This is a genomic window from Pseudomonas sp. BT76 TE3572, from assembly GCF_050435365.1.
In the GTDB taxonomy this organism is placed as follows: domain Bacteria; phylum Pseudomonadota; class Gammaproteobacteria; order Pseudomonadales; family Pseudomonadaceae; genus Aquipseudomonas; species Aquipseudomonas fluorescens_W.
Genome location: NZ_JBNDKE010000001.1, coordinates 2337182 through 2356183 on the forward strand (window position 1 = coordinate 2337182; position 19002 = coordinate 2356183).

14 protein-coding genes and 4 tRNA genes are annotated in these 19002 nt (G+C 57.2%); 4 read left to right on the forward strand and 14 right to left on the reverse strand.

From position 1 onward, the window contains the following. Positions 1 to 197 precede the first annotated feature (197 nt). Positions 198 to 1256: an IS110 family transposase gene (locus tag ABH912_RS10745; protein WP_080932109.1), complete on the reverse strand. Its 1059-nt coding sequence runs from the start codon at positions 1254 to 1256 to the stop codon at positions 198 to 200. Positions 1257 to 1398: 142 nt separating this feature from the next. Next, positions 1399 to 3438: an FAD-dependent oxidoreductase gene (locus ABH912_RS10750; RefSeq protein ID WP_429510622.1), complete on the reverse strand. Its 2040-nt coding sequence runs from the start codon at positions 3436 to 3438 to the stop codon at positions 1399 to 1401. A 209-nt stretch (positions 3439 to 3647) separates the two neighbouring features. Here ABH912_RS10750 and ABH912_RS10755 point away from each other — a divergent pair, with 209 nt between their 5' ends. Both ABH912_RS10755 and ABH912_RS10760 read left to right on the forward strand, forming a co-directional pair. After that, positions 3648 to 4778 carry a carbon-nitrogen hydrolase family protein gene (locus ABH912_RS10755; RefSeq protein WP_429510623.1) on the forward strand — a complete coding sequence of 377 codons (1131 nt, stop codon included), beginning with the start codon at positions 3648 to 3650 and terminating at the stop codon, positions 4776 to 4778. Positions 4779 to 4781: 3 nt separating this feature from the next. After that, the gene (locus tag ABH912_RS10760) at positions 4782 to 5822 is read left to right on the forward strand and encodes an AraC family transcriptional regulator (protein ID WP_429510624.1); all 1041 of its coding nucleotides are present in this window, start codon (positions 4782 to 4784) and stop codon (positions 5820 to 5822) included. A 3-nt stretch (positions 5823 to 5825) separates the two neighbouring features. Here ABH912_RS10760 and ABH912_RS10765 read toward each other — a convergent pair whose 3' ends face one another. The 12 genes from ABH912_RS10765 to ABH912_RS10820 form a co-directional block, all read right to left on the reverse strand. After that, entirely contained in the window at positions 5826 to 6008 is a 183-nt protein-coding gene (locus tag ABH912_RS10765) for a hypothetical protein (RefSeq protein ID WP_080932598.1), read from the reverse strand. Positions 6009 to 6171: 163 nt separating this feature from the next. Beyond that, complete coding sequence (locus ABH912_RS10770; protein WP_429510625.1) at positions 6172 to 6990, reverse strand: DUF2242 domain-containing protein; 819 nt, start codon at positions 6988 to 6990, stop codon at positions 6172 to 6174. Between the two features lie 227 nt (positions 6991 to 7217). Further along, entirely contained in the window at positions 7218 to 9089 is a 1872-nt protein-coding gene (locus tag ABH912_RS10775; RefSeq protein WP_429510626.1) for a SurA N-terminal domain-containing protein, read from the reverse strand. 233 nt (positions 9090 to 9322) lie between these two features. Beyond that, the gene (locus tag ABH912_RS10780) at positions 9323 to 9595 is read right to left on the reverse strand and encodes an HU family DNA-binding protein (protein ID WP_002552737.1); all 273 of its coding nucleotides are present in this window, start codon (positions 9593 to 9595) and stop codon (positions 9323 to 9325) included. A gap of 147 nt (positions 9596 to 9742) precedes the next feature. Next, on the reverse strand, positions 9743 to 12139 hold the full coding sequence (lon, locus tag ABH912_RS10785; protein WP_027926069.1) for an endopeptidase La: 2397 nt from the start codon (positions 12137 to 12139) through the stop codon (positions 9743 to 9745). A gap of 161 nt (positions 12140 to 12300) precedes the next feature. Next, complete coding sequence (clpX, locus tag ABH912_RS10790) at positions 12301 to 13584, reverse strand: ATP-dependent Clp protease ATP-binding subunit ClpX (protein ID WP_007946893.1); 1284 nt, start codon at positions 13582 to 13584, stop codon at positions 12301 to 12303. Positions 13585 to 13696: 112 nt separating this feature from the next. After that, on the reverse strand, positions 13697 to 14332 hold the full coding sequence (clpP, locus tag ABH912_RS10795) for an ATP-dependent Clp endopeptidase proteolytic subunit ClpP (protein WP_033057292.1): 636 nt from the start codon (positions 14330 to 14332) through the stop codon (positions 13697 to 13699). 93 nt (positions 14333 to 14425) lie between these two features. Continuing rightward, a complete protein-coding gene (tig, locus tag ABH912_RS10800) occupies positions 14426 to 15736 on the reverse strand; it encodes a trigger factor (RefSeq protein ID WP_033057294.1) in 1311 nt (436 codons plus the stop codon). A gap of 403 nt (positions 15737 to 16139) precedes the next feature. Then, positions 16140 to 16215 (reverse strand) — tRNA-His (locus ABH912_RS10805). A 77-nt stretch (positions 16216 to 16292) separates the two neighbouring features. Further along, positions 16293 to 16377 (reverse strand) — tRNA-Leu (locus ABH912_RS10810). Between the two features lie 57 nt (positions 16378 to 16434). Beyond that, positions 16435 to 16510, reverse strand: a tRNA-His gene (locus tag ABH912_RS10815). Between the two features lie 32 nt (positions 16511 to 16542). After that, positions 16543 to 16619: transfer RNA gene (locus tag ABH912_RS10820), tRNA-Arg, on the reverse strand. A gap of 275 nt (positions 16620 to 16894) precedes the next feature. Here ABH912_RS10820 and folD point away from each other — a divergent pair. Both folD and pbpG read left to right on the forward strand, forming a co-directional pair. After that, entirely contained in the window at positions 16895 to 17749 is an 855-nt protein-coding gene (gene folD / locus ABH912_RS10825; RefSeq protein WP_429510627.1) for a bifunctional methylenetetrahydrofolate dehydrogenase/methenyltetrahydrofolate cyclohydrolase FolD, read from the forward strand. A 238-nt stretch (positions 17750 to 17987) separates the two neighbouring features. Beyond that, on the forward strand, positions 17988 to 18926 hold the full coding sequence (gene pbpG, locus ABH912_RS10830; RefSeq protein WP_033057298.1) for a D-alanyl-D-alanine endopeptidase: 939 nt from the start codon (positions 17988 to 17990) through the stop codon (positions 18924 to 18926). Positions 18927 to 19002 lie beyond the last annotated feature (76 nt).

Below are 19002 nucleotides of genomic sequence, written 5' to 3' on the forward strand. Positions count from 1 at the left end.
TCTATGTATCAGGCCTATTCGTGGAAGCCGTCTTCGGCCTCTGGCCAAAATTGGAAAAGCTCGTGGTATGCCGATTACAGTCAGGCCTCGAAGGCCAGTAGCAGCTTAGGCATCAATCCACGCCGGTCTTACCTGGGGTCAATTTTTTTTCAGCAAAGGGTCGGACAGTTAGTACCTCGGTGGCAGAACTCTGTCGCTCAGTGGCTCATCGTCGCTTGCTGGCCATCACCCGCGTGGCGACGATAAGTCTGGTCATTCTGTAAAAGCACCCAGACGATTCGCAGGTTGCGGTTGGCTAGCCTGATCGCCGCCTCCTTACGGCCCAGCCGGCTCATCCAGCGCAACAAGCGACGGTCATCGGGTTGCTGGGAATCAGGTCGTAGTTGTTGCAGCACCGCATGGGCTCCCTGGATCATCAGGCTGCGTAAATAAACATCACCTCGCTTGGTCATGTCCCCCAGCCGGACCGTGTTCCCGCTGCTGTGCTGGTCAGGCACCATGCCAAAGTACGCGGCAAACTTGCGGGCATTGGGAAATCGTTCAGGCTTGGTTTCCTTGGCCACCAGTGCAGTGGCAGTGACTGGGCCGATGCCGCGCACCGTCATCAGTCGCTTCGCCGTCATGTCGGCGTTGGCGGCCACTTCCAGGCGTCCCGTCAGCACGCTGATGCGCTCGCCCAAATGGCGCCACTCGGCCAACAGTTCGTCGATCAGTTCACGCAGCAGCCCCGGCACCGGCTGGGTAGCATCTTCCAGTACCCGCGGAATTTTCTGGCTGATTGCAACATCGCCCTGCGCCAGGGCCACGCCGTGTTCGAGCAGCAGGCCGCGCATCTGATTACTGACTGCCGTGCGTCGACGCACATAGCCCTGACGGGTGCGATGCAACGCCTGCATTGCCAGCGCTGCAACGCTTTTGACCGGTACTGCGCAGATTTTTTCATCGCGATCAGCCCGCAGAATCGCCAGCGCATCGTTACGATCATTTTTAGGTCCGCTGCGATGTGTAGCCACCAAACCGGCTGGAAGAATCCGCACCGGATTGCCTTGGTCTTGCAGCTGCCGGGCCCAGGCTTGAGCACCCGGACCGGTCTCCATCAAAACCACGACATGAGGTGGCAACTGTTGGAGAAACTCATAAAACGCCTCACGCGACTTGATCCGCTGCTCGTAGCGCACTTGGCCGAGGACATCTTCACCGGCGACCTGAAAGACCTGCTTGGCCAGATCGACCGCCAAGGTTGTGCAGACCGACAAATCGGAAGAAGACAGGGATTGATCAATCGAACTATGATTTTTCATGGACTCGCCCTCGCTGTCGTTGGCTGCTTAGACTGCCACCGTGGCGCATTGACGCCTCGGCTTGGGCGAGTCCATCCAATTACAGGACGTGTGAGCTTTAGAGTTCAGCCGCCAGACGCGAACCCTGGTTGATCGCGCGCTTGGCATCCAGCTCTGCCGCCACATCCGCGCCGCCAATCAAATGCACGTTCTGCCCGGCCGCCACCAGCCCCTCGTGCAATTCACGCAGCGGATCCTGACCGGCGCAGATCACGATGTTGTCCACCGGCAGCACTTGCGGCTCGCCGGTTTCGCCGATGCGGATGTGCAAACCTTCGTCGTCGATCTTCAGGTACTCGACGCTGTTGAGCATCTGCACCTGCTTGTTTTTCAGACCGGTGCGGTGAATCCAACCCGTGGTTTTACCCAGGCCGTCGCCGACCTTGGATTTCTTGCGTTGCAGCAGGAACACTTCACGCGCCGGTGCATGGGGTTCAGCCTTGATGCCGGCGACACCGCCGCGCGCTTGCAGATTCGTATCGATGCCCCACTCCTTCCAGAACGCTTCGCGATTCTGGCTGGTGGCCACGCCCTGGTGAACCAGGAACTCCGAGACATCGAATCCGATACCACCGGCGCCGATCACCGCGACGCGCTTGCCCACCGGTTTGCGCTCAAGGATCACGTCCAGGTAGCTCAGCACCTTGGCGTTTTCGACACCCGGAATCGCTGGCGTTCTTGGCGCGATGCCGGTGGCGAGAATGATCTCGTCGTAACCGCCCTCAACCAGTTTCGCCACGTCGACGCGGGTGTTCAGGCACACCTCAACGTCGGTGGTCTGCAGTTTGCGGTTGAAGTAGCGCAGGGTTTCGAAGAACTCTTCCTTGCCCGGCACACGCTTGGCGATATTGAACTGGCCGCCGATTTCGCTGGCCGAATCAAACAGCGTCACCTGATGACCACGCTCAGCTGCCACGGTCGCCGCAGACAGGCCCGCAGGGCCGGCACCGACCACCGCGATTTTCTTGATCTGCTGCACCGGCAAGTAATTAAGCTCGGTTTCATGACAGGCGCGCGGGTTCACCAGACAACTGGTCAACTTGCCGCCGAAGGTGTGGTCCAGGCAGGCCTGGTTGCAACCGATGCAGGTGTTGATTTCATCGCCGCGACCTTCAGCGGCCTTGTTGACGAAGTCCGGGTCGGCGAGGAACGGCCGCGCCATGGACACCATGTCGGCATCGCCTTCGGCCAGAATCTGCTCAGCGACTTCCGGGGTATTGATACGGTTGGTGGTGATCAGCGGAATGCTCACCGAGCCACGCAGCTTGGCCGTGACCTTGCTGAACGCGCCGCGTGGCACTTTGGTGGCGATGGTCGGGATCCGCGCTTCGTGCCAGCCGATGCCGGTGTTGATGATGGTCGCACCAGCCTGCTCGATGGCCTTGGCCAACTGGACGATTTCTTCCCAGCTGCTGCCACCTTCCACCAGATCAAGCATCGACAGGCGGAAGATAATAATGAAATTCGGGCCTACCGCTTCGCGCACCCGGCGGACAATTTCCACCGGCAGGCGCATGCGGTTTTCGTAGCTGCCGCCCCAGCGGTCAGTACGGTGGTTGGTATGGGCGGCGAGGAACTGGTTAATGAAATAACCTTCGGAGCCCATGATCTCGACGCCGTCGTACTCGGCCTGTTGCGCCAGGGTCGAACAGGTGACGAAATCGCTGATCTGCTTCTCGATGCCTTCCTCGTCCAGCTCTTTAGGCTTGAACGGGTTGATCGGCGCCTGAATGGCGCTCGGTGCAACCTGTTTCGGGCTGTAGGCATAACGACCGGCGTGAAGGATCTGCATGCAAATCTTGCCGCCCGCCTCGTGCACCGCGCGGGTGACGATGCGGTGCTTGAGCGCTTCTTCCTCGGTGGTCAGCTTGGCTGCGCCGGAGTACACCCCGCCCTCGTCGTTGGGGCCAATACCGCCGGTGACCATCAGGCCAACGCCGCCACGGGCACGTTCGGCGAAGTACGCCGCCATGCGCTCGAAACCGCCGGGTTTTTCCTCAAGACCGGTGTGCATCGAACCCATCAGGGTACGATTGCGCAGCGTGGTAAAACCCAGGTCCAGCGGGGCTAACAGGTGCGGGTAATGAGCGGCGGCCATCGGTAACTCCACATCGAGCGATCACGGAAAAAGTGCAGGAGCTCTTCGGCCCCTGTCAGTCATATTGAACAGACTAAGAGTCGCGCCGCTGTCACTCAATGACCGAAACTGACAACTTATTGATCCAAATGCACAGCGCCCCTTGGCAAGCGCCGGCATGCGCCCTACCCTAGTCGCGAACCCTGCACACGGCTGTTGACTGTTTCCCCATGCGCAAACTTCTGTACCTGACCTTTTCCATGGCATTGATTGCCGCACTCACGACCTACGCCATGTGGGCCGCGGACCGTCCGGTGGGTCATTACCTGTCGGACCTGCGCATCAACCTTGCGGTTGACCAAGGCATACCCGCTGATCGCGGCAATTTGCTGGGCATACAGCCCGAACTGTTTCCCACCGACTATCAAAGCTCCGAGCGCTTGCACCGCAAGTTGGCGGCCTATTTGCAGAAGGCCCAGGACCAGGGCCTGCTGAATGAAAAAACCATCGTCGTCCTGCCCGAACATATCGGTACCTGGTTGATGGTCAGCGGCGAGAAAGATGAGCTGTACCAGGCGACCACGCTCAAGGAGGCCATGAACTGGCTGGCGGTCAGTAACCCGTTGAAGTTCGTCCGCGCACTGATCAGCGCCGAGGGCGAAAAACGTCTGGACGACGCGCACCTGCGCATGAAGGCCAAAGGCATGGCCAAGGACTACCAGGCACTGTTTGGTGGTCTGGCAAAAGAATTCCACGTGACGTTGGTGGCGGGCTCCATCGTGCTGCCCGAACCCAGCGTCATCGACGGTACCCTGAAAATCGGCCACGGCGCGCTGTACAACAGCAGCGTGGTGTTCGGCCGCGATGGTCTACCCATCGGCCAGCCCCAGCGCCAGATGCACCCGATTTTCGATGAACATGACGTCATCGCCGCCAATGGCGAGCACACGCTCAATGTCGTCGACACCCCGGCCGGACGCCTGGGTGTGCTGATCGGCAGCGACAGCTGGTACCCGGACAATTACCGCAAGCTCGACGATCAGGGGGCGCAGTTCGTCGCGGTCCCGGCGTTTGTGATCGGGCGCGGCACCTGGGACAAGCCGTGGCGCGGTTACAAGGGGCTGTCAACGCCTGGTTCCGTCAGCCTCAAGGCCGGGGAGCTCAGCGAAGGCCAGGCCTGGCATCGTTTGACACTCACCGCTCAACCGCCCAGCAGCCAGGCAATCGCCGGCATGAGCGTGTTTCTGCGCGGTCAGTTCTGGGATCAGGGCAGCGCGGGTCAAAGTTTTCTCAGCAGCAACGGGCAGCAATTCGCCGACGGCAATGCCCGTGGCGCGCGATTGCTGAACCTCTGGTTGTAACCGATGAAACCGTTGCCGATGCGCCTCGGCGATCTGTCGGTCGGCTTTGTTCATAGCCTGGCCGACGCCGTGCGCAGCCACGGTGTAGACCCTCAGCCGTTGCTCGAACAATACGGTCTCGACGCGGCTCGCCTCAGTGAAGCGGGCGCCCGGCTCTCGATCCCGCGCTACATGCGCCTGGGCCACAGCGCCATTCAACTGACCGACAACCCGGCACTTGGCTTGCGCATGGGCCAACTCAGTCGCCTGAGCCAGGTCGGCCTGGCCGGGGTCACGGCCGCTCAGGCGCCAACGGTGCGAGAGGCCGCGCGGTGCCTGATTAGGTTCGAAGCCTTGTATGGCTCCAACTATCGCGGTCAATCGAGCTTTCACGAAGACGCCCAAGGTGCCTGGCTGCGGTTCTATTCCATCAGTCCTTACAACGCCTACAACCGCTTCGTGGTGGATTCGATCATCGCGGGCTGGTTGCAGCAATTGTCCAGCATAAGCCCTGCCCCGTTACGGGCCGAACGTATCGAGATCGAGTTTGATGAGCCGGATTACCGAACGGCTTATGAAGTGCTGGGCGACTGCCCGATCCAGTTCGGCAGTGAACACAATCAACTGCGACTGAGCCTTGCCAGCCTCGCCCAGCGCAACCCGGAACACTGCCCGAGCACCTGGCGACACTTGCTGCAACTGTGTGAGCGAGAACTGGAGCAACTGACACGCACCCGCAGCCTGCGTGAACGCATCACTCAGCTACTGGGGCCATTGCTCAATGGTGGCCGGGAACCCGACCTGGAAGAAGTGGCGGCACGCCTGAAGCTGCCAACCTGGACCTTGCGCCGCAAACTCGCCGAGGAAGGCACGCAATTTCGCGCGATCCTCAATGATACGCGTCGCGACCTGGCCATGACCTACATCCGCGATACCGAACTGGCGTTCGGAGAAATCGCCTACCTGCTGGGTTTTGCCTCAGCCGAAGCCTTTCAGCGGGCCTTCAAACGCTGGAGCGGCCAGACGCCCGGCGAGTTTCGCCGCAGTCATCGCCAATCCGCCTGACGCTTACAGCTCGGTCGCGTCTTCGGCCGGTTCCAGCGGGTCCAGTTCAAACGCCTGATACTCGAGCAGCTCTTCTTGATAATCGTCCATTTTGAATCCCCCACAGCTCGTTGAAAAAAACGCCTGAATAAATGACCAGCGCCCCGAGCATAAAGTGCCCACGTGAAAGAAAAATGACGCAGGCACGACGCTCAGCGGCTACTTAATAAAACGTAGCAGGCCGTCAGGAATTTATCACAGGATTTTTTCGATACAGGCTGTAGGACAACGGCCTGGGTTGACGCGGATCAATTTAAAGACGCTGCGGGATCGGTGTCGTCTGACCCGATCCCGCAGCGTCAGAGCACGATTACTGGCCAGATACAGGAATGGCCGAAATAGGCTCGGTGGGTGGAGGCAGGCTTGATTGAGGCGGCGGAGTGACCGTTTCCGTGGTCGATGCCGGCTCGGAATTCCCGGCTGGGGCAATCGGAGCGGCTTCAGGCGGCGGAGCAACAGGCTCAGAGGCTGCTGGAGCAGCTTCGGCAGGTGCCGGCGCAGGTTCTGCCGCCGACGGCGCCAACGGAGCCGGTGCGACCTTGGCTTCAGGCACGCCGAGATCGGGTTTGGGCTTATCCTGGATGTGCGCGGCCTTTTTCGCTTCCGGCGGCAGGAACAACTCGACCAGGGTGAAGAACCGCTCGTAAAACTTGGGCGACGATACGGTTTCGCTGGCGACCTTGACCATCGAGTCGTCGGACGAGCCGATCGGCATCGACACAGAACCCAGCACGCCGACACCAACGCTGGCGGAGTTGTTGGTCTTCTTCAGCGCATAACGGTCCTGCAGGGCGTTGGCGAACATGGTCGCGTGGCGCCCCTCACTGCCGTCATCGGCACAGACCACACTGAAGCTGATCTCCATGTGGGTTTCGCCGGTCTGCTGGAAGCTTTTGTGTCCGCTGACCAGTTTCGGGTCGGCGCTGGTGATGATGTAGCCCTGGCTGAGCAATGCCCGACGGGCGGCTTCGCACGTCTGCGCATCAGTCACCGGGTAGCTACGCGAAAACGTTCCGGAGTCATCGAAGTTCTCATGCTCGTAGATAGGGGCTTTCTTCGACGAGCAGCCGGCCGCGGCGGCCAGCAATAACGCCAGCCCTGCAACACGCATGGGAATTGATTTAAACATTGAACATCCTGAGGAAAACGGTCCGAGGCGTATTGTGCAACAGATCGATGCTTAGCGGAGTATCGATTAGTGTCTTAAAACAGTTACAAGTCTACTGACTGCCATTTACAGGAAAAAGTCGCACGGTAAACACTCAGGCGACGGGTAACCCGCGCCGCTTTTGTTTCGCCCATAAAAAACCCGGCCTTTCGGCCGGGTCTTTGTGTTGCGCAAAACTCAGTCAGGCATCAGAAACGTTTGATCTCAGCCTGGCTTTCCAGCATTTTGCGGTAGGCCGCAAAGTCTTGCTGGCCAATGCGCGAAGCAAGGAAGCGACGGTATTGAGCCTTCTCTTCTTCGGTCGGCGCAGCCGCTTCGTTCACGCCGTTCAGACGCACAATCACCAGGCTACCATCGGCCAGGGTCACGTTGCTGAAGGTCGGCTTGTCCTTGGCAGCAGGCTTGGGCATGCGGAACAGCGCCTGCAGCACGGTTGGGTCAACCCCTTCCTGGCCACGAGTGGCTGCCTGGGTCACTTTCCAGCTCTGACCGTCGATCGCCTTGTCCAACGCAGTCTTGCCATCGCGCAGGCTGACAATCAGCTCTTCAGCCTTGGTCTTGGCGGCAGAACTGGCGTGCTCCTTGGACAATTGCACGCGAATACTGGCAGCTACGCTTTCCAGCGGCAGTTGCGCAGGCTTCAGGTGCTCCTTGGCGCGCAGCACGATCACGGTTTCCGGATCGAGCTCGATGGCGGTGCTGTTGGCACCCTCATCCAGCACTTCAGGGCTGAACGCTGCAGTGACCACGGCGCGGTTGGCCGCAACACCTTCGCCACCTTCACGGCCGAACGGCTTGGACGTATGAACAGTGAGCTTCAGGTCCTGCGCCGGCTGAGCCAGATCGGAGGATTCGAACGACGAATCTTCCAGTTGCTTGGTCGCCTCGACGAAACGCTGCTCGACCTGCTGGGTTTTCAGCTCACGGGTCAGCTTGTCTTTCAGGCTGGCGAGCGTCGGCACTTCAGGCGCTTCAACGCCCAACAGCTTGATCAGGTGGAAACCGAAGTCGGTGCGAACCGGCGCCGAGACCTGATCCTTGGCCAACGCGTACAGCGCTGTTTCGAAGGCTGGGTCGTAGACGCCAGGACCGGCATAGCCGAGGTCACCGCCGTTGTTCGCCGAACCAGGATCCTGGGAGAACTCCTTGGCCAGGGCCTCGAACTTCTCGCCTTTAGCCAGACGTGCCTGGATCTCTTCGATCTTGGCCTTGGCTTGCGCTTCGGTCACCTTGTCGTTCACTTCGATCAGAATGTGCGCGGCCCGGCGTTGTTCCGACAGGTTCGCGATTTCTTTCTGATACGCCGCTTGCAGGTCTTCGTCCTTGACGCTGACCTGATCAAAGAAGGAAGCCTTCTTCAACTCCAGGTAATCAATGACCACCTGATCCGGGGTCATGAATTCCTTAGCGTGTTCGTCGTAGTAGGCTTTGACTTCATCGTCGGTCAGCTTCACAGCCGCCGGGTCAGCCTTGACGTCCAGGGAAGCGAAATCGCGGGTCTGTTTTTCCAGACGGGCGAATGCCAGAACCTGTGCGTCGGTGACGAAACCGCTACCTGCCAGACCAGCGCGCAGCTGACCGATCAGCATTTCCTGAGCCAGCATCTGGCGGAATTGCATGCGGCTGTAGCCGAGTTGACGAATAACCTGGTCAAAACGCTCTGGGCTGAACTTGCCATCAACCTGGAATTCAGGCGTTTGCAGGATCACCTGGTCCAGAGCAGCTTCGGAAAAAGCGAACTTCGAGTTTTCTGCGCCTTGCAGCAGCAGCTTGCGATCGATCAGGCCTTTGAGGGCCGATTCGCGCAGCATTTTTTCGTCGAGCAAGGAAGCATCGAAATCCTTGCCCAGCTGTTGCATGAGCTGACGGCGTTGCATATCGACCGCCTGGCTCAGCTCGTTCTGGCTGATTTCTTCGCCATTGACCTTGGCCGCATCATTGCGGTGCGTCGTGGCCTTGAAGATGGCGTCGAAACCGGTCAAAGCCATCAGTGCAACGATGACCCCGATGATAGTCTTGGCAATCCAGCCTTGTGAATTGTCCCTGATATTCTGCAGCATGCGTCCCCCAGAAACGGTTGAACTTCAAAATTAGGCAACCGTGGAGCGTGGGTAGAATCCGGATAGAAGAAAGGCGCATCCGAGGATGCGCCTTCTCGTAACTGGCGGAGCGGACCGATGACTCGAACTTGCGAGCCTCGGGGTCTCGGATCGGCGACTCGCCGACTGGACTACCGCTCCGCTGCCAGGTCAGGCATGACCCCGACCCGGATAGGCAAAAACCTGAATCGAACTTAGTTGACAGCTTCTTTCAGTGCTTTACCGGCTTTGAAACCTGGTTTTTTAGCGGCTGCGATTTCCAGCGTCTTACCGGTCTGTGGGTTACGACCAATGCGAGCTGGACGATCAGTTACGGAGAAAGTACCGAAACCAACCAGAACAACAGAGTCGCCAGCCTTGAGAGCGCCAGTGACGGATTCGATTACAGCGTCCAGCGCACGGCCAGCAGCAGCTTTCGGGATATCAGCGGATGCAGCGATAGCATCAATCAGTTCCGACTTGTTCACTCTAAGTCCCCTTATATCTATTTGAGTATGATTCTAAGTTTTTTGGTGAAAGCAAAAACGAGTGCTGAATGGCCTACAGACACTTAAGAGCCGCTTTATAACAAGGGCTCTAAAAAGCTGTCAACAAGCCACCCAGGCAAATGCGTACTAATGCGTGCTAATTCTTTCCTTAGAGTCAGACTCGCGTTTTTCATCCTTTGCAACTATCTCTGGAGCTACATCTGGCAAGGGCTCCGGCGCGTATTGCAGCGCAATTTGCAGGACCTCGTCAATCCATTTAACCGGTTTAATCTGCAGATCTTGCTTGATATTGTCAGGAATTTCCTTCAGATCGCGTACGTTCTCTTCAGGAATGATCACCGTCTTGATTCCGCCACGGTGAGCAGCGAGCAGTTTTTCTTTCAAACCACCAATCGCCAGCACCTGACCACGCAGGGTAATTTCGCCAGTCATGGCGACGTCCGCGCGCACAGGGATCCCGGTCAATGCCGACACCAGAGCCGTGCACATGCCCACACCGGCGCTAGGGCCGTCCTTCGGGGTCGCCCCTTCCGGCATGTGGATGTGCGTGTCGCGCTTCTCGTGGAAGTCCAGGGGAATCCCCAGGCTCTTCGCGCGACTGCGAACAACGGTCAGCGCCGCAGTGATCGATTCGACCATAACGTCACCCAGGGAACCGGTCTTGATCAACTGGCCTTTACCCGGTACGACGGCGGCTTCGATGGTCAGCAATTCGCCACCCACCTGAGTCCACGCCAGCCCGGTGACCTGACCGATCTGATCCTGCGATTCGGCCAGACCGTAGCGGAATTTGCGCACGCCCAGGAAGTGTTCCAGCATCTCGGCAGTGACCTTCACCGAGAAGCGTTTTTCCATTGCATGCTCTTTGACCGCCTTGCGGCAAACCTTGGCAATCTGGCGTTCCAGCCCACGCACACCGGCTTCGCGGGTGTAGTAGCGGATGATGTCGCGGATCGCCTCGGCGTCGAATTCAAGCTCGCCTTTTTTCAAGCCGTTAGCCGTAATCTGCTTTGGCGAAAGGTATTTGACGGCGATGTTGATCTTTTCGTCTTCGGTGTAACCCGGCAGACGAATCACTTCCATCCGGTCCAGCAACGCTGGCGGAATGTTCATGGAGTTCGAGGTGCAAAGGAACATCACATCGGACAGGTCGTAGTCGACTTCCAGATAGTGATCGTTGAAGTTGTGGTTCTGCTCAGGGTCGAGCACTTCCAGCAACGCCGACGCCGGATCGCCACGCATGTCGCTGCCCATTTTGTCGATTTCATCGAGCAGGAACAGCGGGTTGCGGACGCCCACTTTTGTCATCTTTTGAATCAATCTTCCTGGCATCGAACCGATATAAGTACGGCGATGACCACGAATTTCCGCTTCATCACGTACGCCACCGAGGGCCATGCGCACGAATTTGCGGTTGGTGGCGTGAGCAATCGACTCCGCCAGAGAGGTTTTACCCACCCCCGGAGGACCGACCAGGCACAACACCGGACCACGAATTTTCTTCACGCGTTTTTGCACGGCGAGGTATTCGAGGATCCGCTCTTTGACTTCTTCCAGACCATAGTGGTCGGCATCGAGAATGTCTTCAGCGCGTGCCAGATCCAGGCGCACTTTGCTCTGTGCCTTCCACGGCACCTGAACCAGCCAGTCAATATACGAGCGCACCACGGTCGCTTCCGCAGACATTGGCGACATTTGTTTTAACTTGTTCAGTTCACCCTGGGCTTTGGCCAAGGCATCTTTCGGCAGACCGGCGGCATCGATGCGCTTTTTCAGCTCTTCGATTTCGTTGTGGCCTTCGTCGCTGTCGCCGAGCTCTTTCTGAATGGCCTTCATCTGCTCATTCAGGTAGTACTCGCGCTGGCTGCGCTCCATTTGTTTTTTGACGCGACCGCGAATGCGTTTTTCGACTTGCAGCAGGTCGATCTCGGCATCCAGCAACGCCAGAACGTGCTCGACCCGGGCCGACAAATCAATGATTTCGAGGATTTCCTGCTTCTGCTCGATCTTCAGGGCCATGTGGGCGGCCATGGTGTCGACCAGGCGACCTGGTTCGTCGATGCTGTTGAGCGACGACAGGACTTCAGCCGGGACTTTCTTGCCCAGCTGCACATATTGTTCGAACTGAGCCAGCAGGCTGCGTACGAAAACTTCCGACTCGCGCTCTGGTGCGTCGACTTCGTCGATCAATGAGACTTCGGCACGGCAGTGGCCGTCCACTTCGCTGAAACGCTCAACAGCGCCCCGCTGCTCACCTTCGACCAAAACCTTGACCGTGCCGTCAGGCAGCTTGAGCAGCTGTAGAACGGTAGCAATGGTACCTACGCGATAAAGTGCATCTTCACCGGGATCGTCGTCAGCAGGGTTTCTCTGAGCCAGCAGAAGGATCTGCTTGTCGCCCGTCATCGCTGCCTCGAGGGCTTCGATGGATTTCTCGCGCCCCACGAACAGCGGGATAACCATGTGCGGATAAACCACAACATCACGCAATGGCAGGAGAGGCAATTCGATGGTTGTCTTCATGATTTCGCCTCTACGGCGGCCATAAGGCCGTAAACAGATGGAAGTGAGCTTGAAACCAAGATGGGGGCTACCTTCAAAAAAAACAAGCTTAAAGAAGGTGTTAAAACGCGCAAAAAGCAAAGGGGCCCGAAGGCCCCTTCTTTATTCCAGCAGCGTGACGCTTAGGCGTCTGGCGCTGCCTTGGCAGCCGGCTCACTGTTTTCGTAGATATACAGTGGCTTGGACTTGCCTTCTATAACGCTTTCGTCGATCACTACTTTACTCACCTCGGACTGCGAGGGGATTTCATACATAGTGTCGAGCAATACACCTTCGAGAATCGAACGCAGTCCACGGGCACCGGTTTTGCGCTCCAGGGCACGCTTGGCGACCGATTTCAGTGCGTCAGCCCGGAATTCCAGGTCCACGCCTTCCATCTCGAACAGCTTGGCATACTGTTTGGTCAGAGCATTTTTCGGCTCGGTGAGAATCTGCATCAGCGCAGCCTCATCAAGCTCGTCCAGCGTGGCAAGTACCGGCAGACGACCGACGAACTCCGGGATCAGACCGAACTTGACCAGATCGTCAGGCTCGACTTCACGCAGGGACTCACCGACTTTCTTGCCTTCTTCCTTGCTGCGCACTTCCGCGTTGAAACCGATGCCGCCTTTGGTGGAACGGTTTTGAATAACCTTTTCCAGACCGGAGAACGCACCACCGCAGATGAACAGGATGTTACGGGTGTCGACCTGAAGGAATTCCTGCTGCGGATGCTTGCGACCACCTTGAGGCGGAACGGAAGCGACCGTGCCTTCGATCAACTTGAGCAGGGCCTGCTGCACGCCTTCACCGGAAACGTCCCGGGTGATCGACGGGTTGTCAGACTTGCGCGAGATCTTGTCGATCTCATCGATGTAGACAATGCCCATCTGGGCCTTTTCTACGTCGTAATCGCACTTCTGCAGCAGCTTCTGAATGATGTTTTCGACATCTTCACCCACGTAACCCGCCTCGGTGAGGGTGGTTGCGTCGGCGATGGTGAACGGAACGTTCAGCAAGCGGGCCAGTGTTTCGGCAAGCAGGGTTTTACCCGAGCCTGTCGGGCCGATCAGCAAGATGTTGCTCTTGCCGAGTTCGACATCGTCATTCTTTTTGTCACGCTGGTTCAGGCGCTTGTAGTGGTTGTACACCGCTACGGCCAGAACCTTTTTCGCACGCTCCTGACCAATCACGTACTGATCAAGGATGCCGCTGATTTCTTTAGGCGAAGGCAATTTATGCGCGCTGCTTTCGGCCTGGGCTTCCTGCACCTCCTCACGGATGATGTCATTGCACAGGTCGACGCACTCGTCGCAGATAAAGACCGAGGGGCCGGCAATCAATTTGCGCACTTCATGCTGGCTTTTGCCACAGAAGGAGCAATAGAGCAGCTTGCCGTTGTCCTCGCCGTTGCGGGTGTCAGTCATTCGTTCGATCCAAATCCGATAGGCTTGCAACACAAGATGAAGGCTATTGCGGGCTTTTTCAAGCCCGCTAGTGATCGGACGCGCCGACCAGCCCTATTTTGAGCTGCTTAATTTAAGCGGGGCGCTGGCTGATCACTTCATCGATCAACCCGTATTCACGCGCTGCTTCTGCACTCATGAAATTGTCGCGGTTGGTATCGCGCTCGATTTCTTCAAGAGTGTGCCCGCTATGCTTGGCCATCAGCGTGTTGAGACGCTCACGAATGAAGAGGATTTCCTTGGCATGGATTTCGATATCCGAAGCCTGGCCCTGGAAACCGCCCAGTGGCTGGTGAATCATCACACGCGAGTTCGGCAGGCAGTAACGCTTGCCGGCTGCACCGGCCGTCAATAGAAACGCACCCATGCTGCACGCTTGACCGATACAGGTGGTCGACACGTTTGGCTTGATGAACTGCATGGTGTCATAGATCGACATGCCCGCTGTCACCGAACCGCCCGGGGAGTTGATATAGAGATGGATGTCCTTGTCCGGGTTTTCCGCTTCAAGGAACAGCAGTTGCGCACAGATCAGGTTGGCCATGTAGTCCTCTACCGGACCAACCAGAAAGATCACTCGTTCCTTTAGAAGGCGCGAGTAGATGTCATAGGCGCGCTCGCCACGAGCAGATTGCTCGACAACCATCGGGACCAGGCCGCCTGCGGCCTGGATATCAGAGTTCTGCTGAATATACGAATTACGGAACATGCTCTGCAGTCACTCCCAAATAGTTATGTCTTGAATACGCATAAGCCAGCACGAAGGCTGGCTTATGGTGTGTGCTTCTTACCGCAAAAACGATCAGTCGGCTTGTGGAGCTTCTACCGGCTTGACTGCTTCTTCGTAAGAGACCGATTTGTCGGTCACGCTAGCTTTCTGCAGAACAGTATCCACAACTTGTTCTTCCAGCACAACCGAACGGACTTCGTTCAGTTGCTGGTCGTTCTTGTAGTACCAAGACACAACCTGCTCAGGCTCCTGGTAAGCCGAAGCCATTTCCTGAATCATTTCACGAACGCGGGCTTCGTCAGGCTTGAGGTCGAATTGCTTGACCACTTCAGCCACGATCAGACCCAGCACAACGCGACGCTTGGCTTGCTCTTCGAACAGCTCGGCCGGCAGTTGCTCAGGCTTGATGTTGCCACCGAACTGCTGAACAGCCTGCACGCGCAGACGGTCAACTTCGTTGGACAGCAGAGCCTTAGGCACTTCGATCGGGTTGGTGGCCAGCAGACCGTCCATTACCTGATTCTTGACCTTGGATTTGATCGCCTGACGCAGTTCACGCTCCATGTTCTTGCGAACTTCGGTGCGGAAGCCTTCCAGACCCGTTTCCTTGATGCCGAATTGAGCGAAGAATTCTTCGGTCAGTTCTGGCAGTTTTGGCTCGGAAACAGTGTTCACGGTCACGGTGAACTCAGCAGTTTTGCCTGCCAGGTCGAGGTTCTGATAGTCCTCTGGGAAGGTCAGGTTCAGAACGCGCTCTTCGCCGGCTTTAGCGCCAACCAGACCGTCTTCAAAACCAGGGATCATGCGGCCGGAACCCAGAACCAGCTGAGTACCTTTGGCGGAACCGCCTGCGAATACTTCACCGTCGACCTTGCCAACGAAATCGATGTTCAGCTGGTCTTCGTTTTGAGCAGCACGATCAGCCACTTCGAAACGGGTGTTCTGCTTGCGCAGCACTTCCAGCATTTTGTCCAGATCGGCATCAGCCACGTCAGCGCTCAGGCGCTCAACCGCGATACCTTCGAAACCGGCAACGGTGAACTCAGGGAACACTTCGAAAACCGCGACGTATTCCAGGTCTTTGCCAGCTTCCAGCGATTTCGGCTCGATCGAAGGAGCACCAGCCGGGTTCAGCTTTTGTTCAACAACAGCTTCGTAGAAAGAAGACTGGATCACGTCGCCAACTGCTTCCTGACGCGCATCAGCACCAAAACGGCGCTTGATTTCGCTCATTGGCACTTTGCCTGGACGGAAGCCAGCAATCTTGGCCTTTTGGGCAGTCTGCTGCAGACGCTTGTTGACCTGAGTCTCGATGCGCTCAGCCGGCACGGTGATGCTCATGCGGCGCTCAAGAGCAGAAGTATTTTCAACAGAAACTTGCATGGATATTCCTCGTTGCACAGACGTTAGCCGGCCGTTTCCGACCCCAGAATCAAGGGCATGCATTCTAGTGGGTCAAACTCAAGAAGTCACCCTACTGAAAACGGGTAAAAAAGCAGCAGGCAATTTATAGGCGAGGGACAAACGGTTGTGCCTCGCCCTGTTAGCAAATACAGCCAGTCACGCCAGGGCTCTGCACCAATCCTTCTATATATAGAAGAAGTTGCCAATCATCTCCCTGACAGCCGGTCTTGCGAGCAAGGCCGGCGGGCGGCGCGGCATCATCGAGAAACATAAATACGACGAAACACCCCACCCCTGCGGCCCAGGACATGCAGCCGATTGATACTCGAACCGCTAAAACAAAAAAGGCGCCAGACTGTTAAATCTGGCGCCTCTCGAAATATGGGGTGGACGAAGGGGATCGAACCCTCGACAACGGGAGTCACAATCCCGTGCTCTACCAACTGAGCTACGCCCACCATATTGCCTGACAAAGAAGCCAAAAACTCCCTTGCTGCGCCCCAACCAAACCAACCGGCCTGGGTGAAGCTTTATTTGGTGCGGATGAAGAGACTCGAACTCTTACACCTTGCGGCGCTGGAACCTAAATCCAGTGTGTCTACCAATTCCACCACATCCGCGATTTGAAGCTGTTAAAGCAAAGGCGCCAGACTGTTAATCTGGCGCCTTTTGAAATATGGGGTGGACGAAGGGGATCGAACCCTCGACAACGGGAGTCACAATCCCGTGCTCTACCAACTGAGCTACGCCCACCATATTGCGCTACTTGTGCCAAAGCTGCCTAATGGCGCACCCGGCAGGACTCGAACCTGCGACCATCCGCTTAGAAGGCGGATGCTCTATCCAGCTGAGCTACGGGCGCCTTATTAATCTGTACTCTTGGAGGACTACAAACTAAGTGCTTTCCAGTCTCGCAGAATCGCAATTCCGCTCGACCTTCTCATCCAGTGCTAGGCTGTGCCCGACAAGTGCGACGAATAGTATAGAGCGCCCCGAAGGCCGTCAAATCCTTTTTATAAAAAATTCATTTAATTAAAGGGCTTAGAGGAATTTGCAGACCAAGCGCCTTTGCCCTCACCTCATGACATGCGAGAATGCGTTCTCTTTTTTTTCCCTCTCGATGGTTAATCACGCGCAATGACTGCACAACTAATCGACGGCAAATCGATCGCCGCCAGCCTGCGCCAGCAGATCGCCAAACGCGTCAACGAGCGTCGCCAGCAAGGTCTGCGCACGCCCGGCCTCGCGGTGATCCTGGTCGGCAGCGATCCTGCCTCTCAGGTTTATGTCTCGCACAAGCGTAAAGACTGTGAAGAGGTCGGCTTCATTTCCCAAGCCTACGACCTGCCTTCCGAAACCACTCAAGAAGCGCTGACCGATCTGATCGATCGCCTGAACGACGACCCGGCGATTGATGGTGTTCTGCTTCAGCTTCCTTTACCTGAACACCTGGACGCCTCCAAATTGCTGGAGCGCATTCGTCCAGACAAGGACGTCGACGGTTTCCACCCTTATAACGTCGGCCGCCTCGCCCAGCGTATTCCGCTGCTGCGTCCGTGCACGCCTAAAGGCATCATGACGTTGCTGGAAAGCACCGGTGTCGATCTCTACGGGATGGACGCAGTGGTTGTCGGAGCCTCCAACATTGTTGGCCGCCCGATGGCCATGGAATTGCTGCTGGCCGGCTGCACCGTGACCGTCACCCACCGCTTCACCAAGGATCTGGCAGGCCACGTCGGCCGTGCCGATCTGGTGGTGGTCGCCGCCGGCAAGCCGGGGCTGGTAAAGGGTGAGTGGATCAAGGAAGGCGCCATCGTGATCGACGTCGGCATCAACCGCCAGGAAGATGGCAAACTGGTCGGTGACGTGACCTACGACACCGCCCTGCCCCGCGCCGGCTGGATCACTCCAGTCCCGGGCGGCGTTGGCCCGATGACCCGCGCTTGCCTGCTGGAAAACACGCTGTACGCAGCCGAAACACTGCACGGCTGAGTTCGCATTTTCATGGCTGCGACGTTCAAAGGAACCCCGCCATTGGCGGGGTTCTTTTTGCCCGAGTCAAAAACGTTACCGCTCGCCGGAAACCTACTGTTTGTAGGGGTTTTCAAGGACTTTGCCCTGTTCATTGATCAACCATCGACAGTTCTTCAGCCATACTCCTAAAATGCGTCGTTTTTTAAGAAACAACCCGTTACAGAACGGCTTATCCACACCTATCGAGTCTGCCAGCGTGAAAATCCGTCTTTCCATCCTGAGCCTATTTTTTGCATTTACAGGGACTTTCACCACGCCAATGGTCAACGCTGCCGACACCACTTCGGCGCCGCGAGATACGTCATCACTGAAGATCGCCTCCGGCAGCGCATTGCTGATGGATCTGCAGACCAACAAAGTCATCTATGCCAGCAATCCCGACGTGGTTGTGCCGATCGCTTCCGTCAGCAAACTGATGACGGGGCTGGTTGTGGTTGAAGCCAGGCAGAACATGGACGAATACATCAACATCAACATCAGCGACACCCCGGAAATGAAAGGCGTGTTTTCCCGGGTCAAACTCAACAGCGAAATGCCGCGCAAGGAAATGCTGCTGATCGCCCTGATGTCCTCGGAAAACCGCGCGGCCGCGAGCCTGGCCCATCATTATCCGGGTGGCTACGTCGCGTTCATTGCCGCAATGAATGCCAAAGCGAAAGCATTGGGCATGACCAACACGCACTTCGTCGAACCCACCGGCCTCTCCCCTCGCAACGTGTCCACGGCCCGCGACCTGAGCAAACTGCTGATCGCTGCGCACAAGTACCCGCTGTTGACTGAGCTGAGTACCACCAAGGAAAAAACCGTCTCGTTCCGTAAACCCAACTACAGCCTGGGTTTCCGTAATACCGACCATTTGGTCAACAAGCCGAACTGGGACATCAAGCTGACCAAAACCGGCTTCACCAACGAGGCTGGTCACTGCCTGGTGCTGGTCACCAGCATGGGCAATCGCCCGGTTGCGCTGGTCATCCTCGACGCCTTTGGCAAGTACACGCACTTTGCCGATGCCACTCGCATTCGCAGTTGGGTGGAAACCGGCAGGGGCACGAACGTGCCGACTGCAGCCTTGCAGTACAAATCCGACAAGAACCTCAAGCATCGTCAGAGCGGCGTGGTTGAAGCGTCGAAATAACTAAACGACAGGTAAAAGAAAGCCCCGACTATTCGGGGCTTTTTTTCGTCCGGCTGTCTCGTCCTGAATAAGGTTT

Coding starts and splice junctions, on each gene's coding strand:
- ABH912_RS10775 (WP_429510626.1), bottom strand. CDS start 9,089: ATGCTGCAGAATATCAGGGACAATTCACAAGGCTGGATTGCCAAGACT.
- ABH912_RS10755 (WP_429510623.1), top strand. CDS start 3,648: ATGCGCAAACTTCTGTACCTGACCTTTTCCATGGCATTGATTGCCGCA.
- ABH912_RS10770 (WP_429510625.1), bottom strand. CDS start 6,990: ATGTTTAAATCAATTCCCATGCGTGTTGCAGGGCTGGCGTTATTGCTG.
- clpX (WP_007946893.1), bottom strand. CDS start 13,584: ATGACTGACACCCGCAACGGCGAGGACAACGGCAAGCTGCTCTATTGC.
- folD (WP_429510627.1), top strand. CDS start 16,895: ATGACTGCACAACTAATCGACGGCAAATCGATCGCCGCCAGCCTGCGC.
- clpP (WP_033057292.1), bottom strand. CDS start 14,332: ATGTTCCGTAATTCGTATATTCAGCAGAACTCTGATATCCAGGCCGCA.
- tig (WP_033057294.1), bottom strand. CDS start 15,736: ATGCAAGTTTCTGTTGAAAATACTTCTGCTCTTGAGCGCCGCATGAGC.
- ABH912_RS10760 (WP_429510624.1), top strand. CDS start 4,782: ATGAAACCGTTGCCGATGCGCCTCGGCGATCTGTCGGTCGGCTTTGTT.
- lon (WP_027926069.1), bottom strand. CDS start 12,139: ATGAAGACAACCATCGAATTGCCTCTCCTGCCATTGCGTGATGTTGTG.
- ABH912_RS10750 (WP_429510622.1), bottom strand. CDS start 3,438: ATGGCCGCCGCTCATTACCCGCACCTGTTAGCCCCGCTGGACCTGGGT.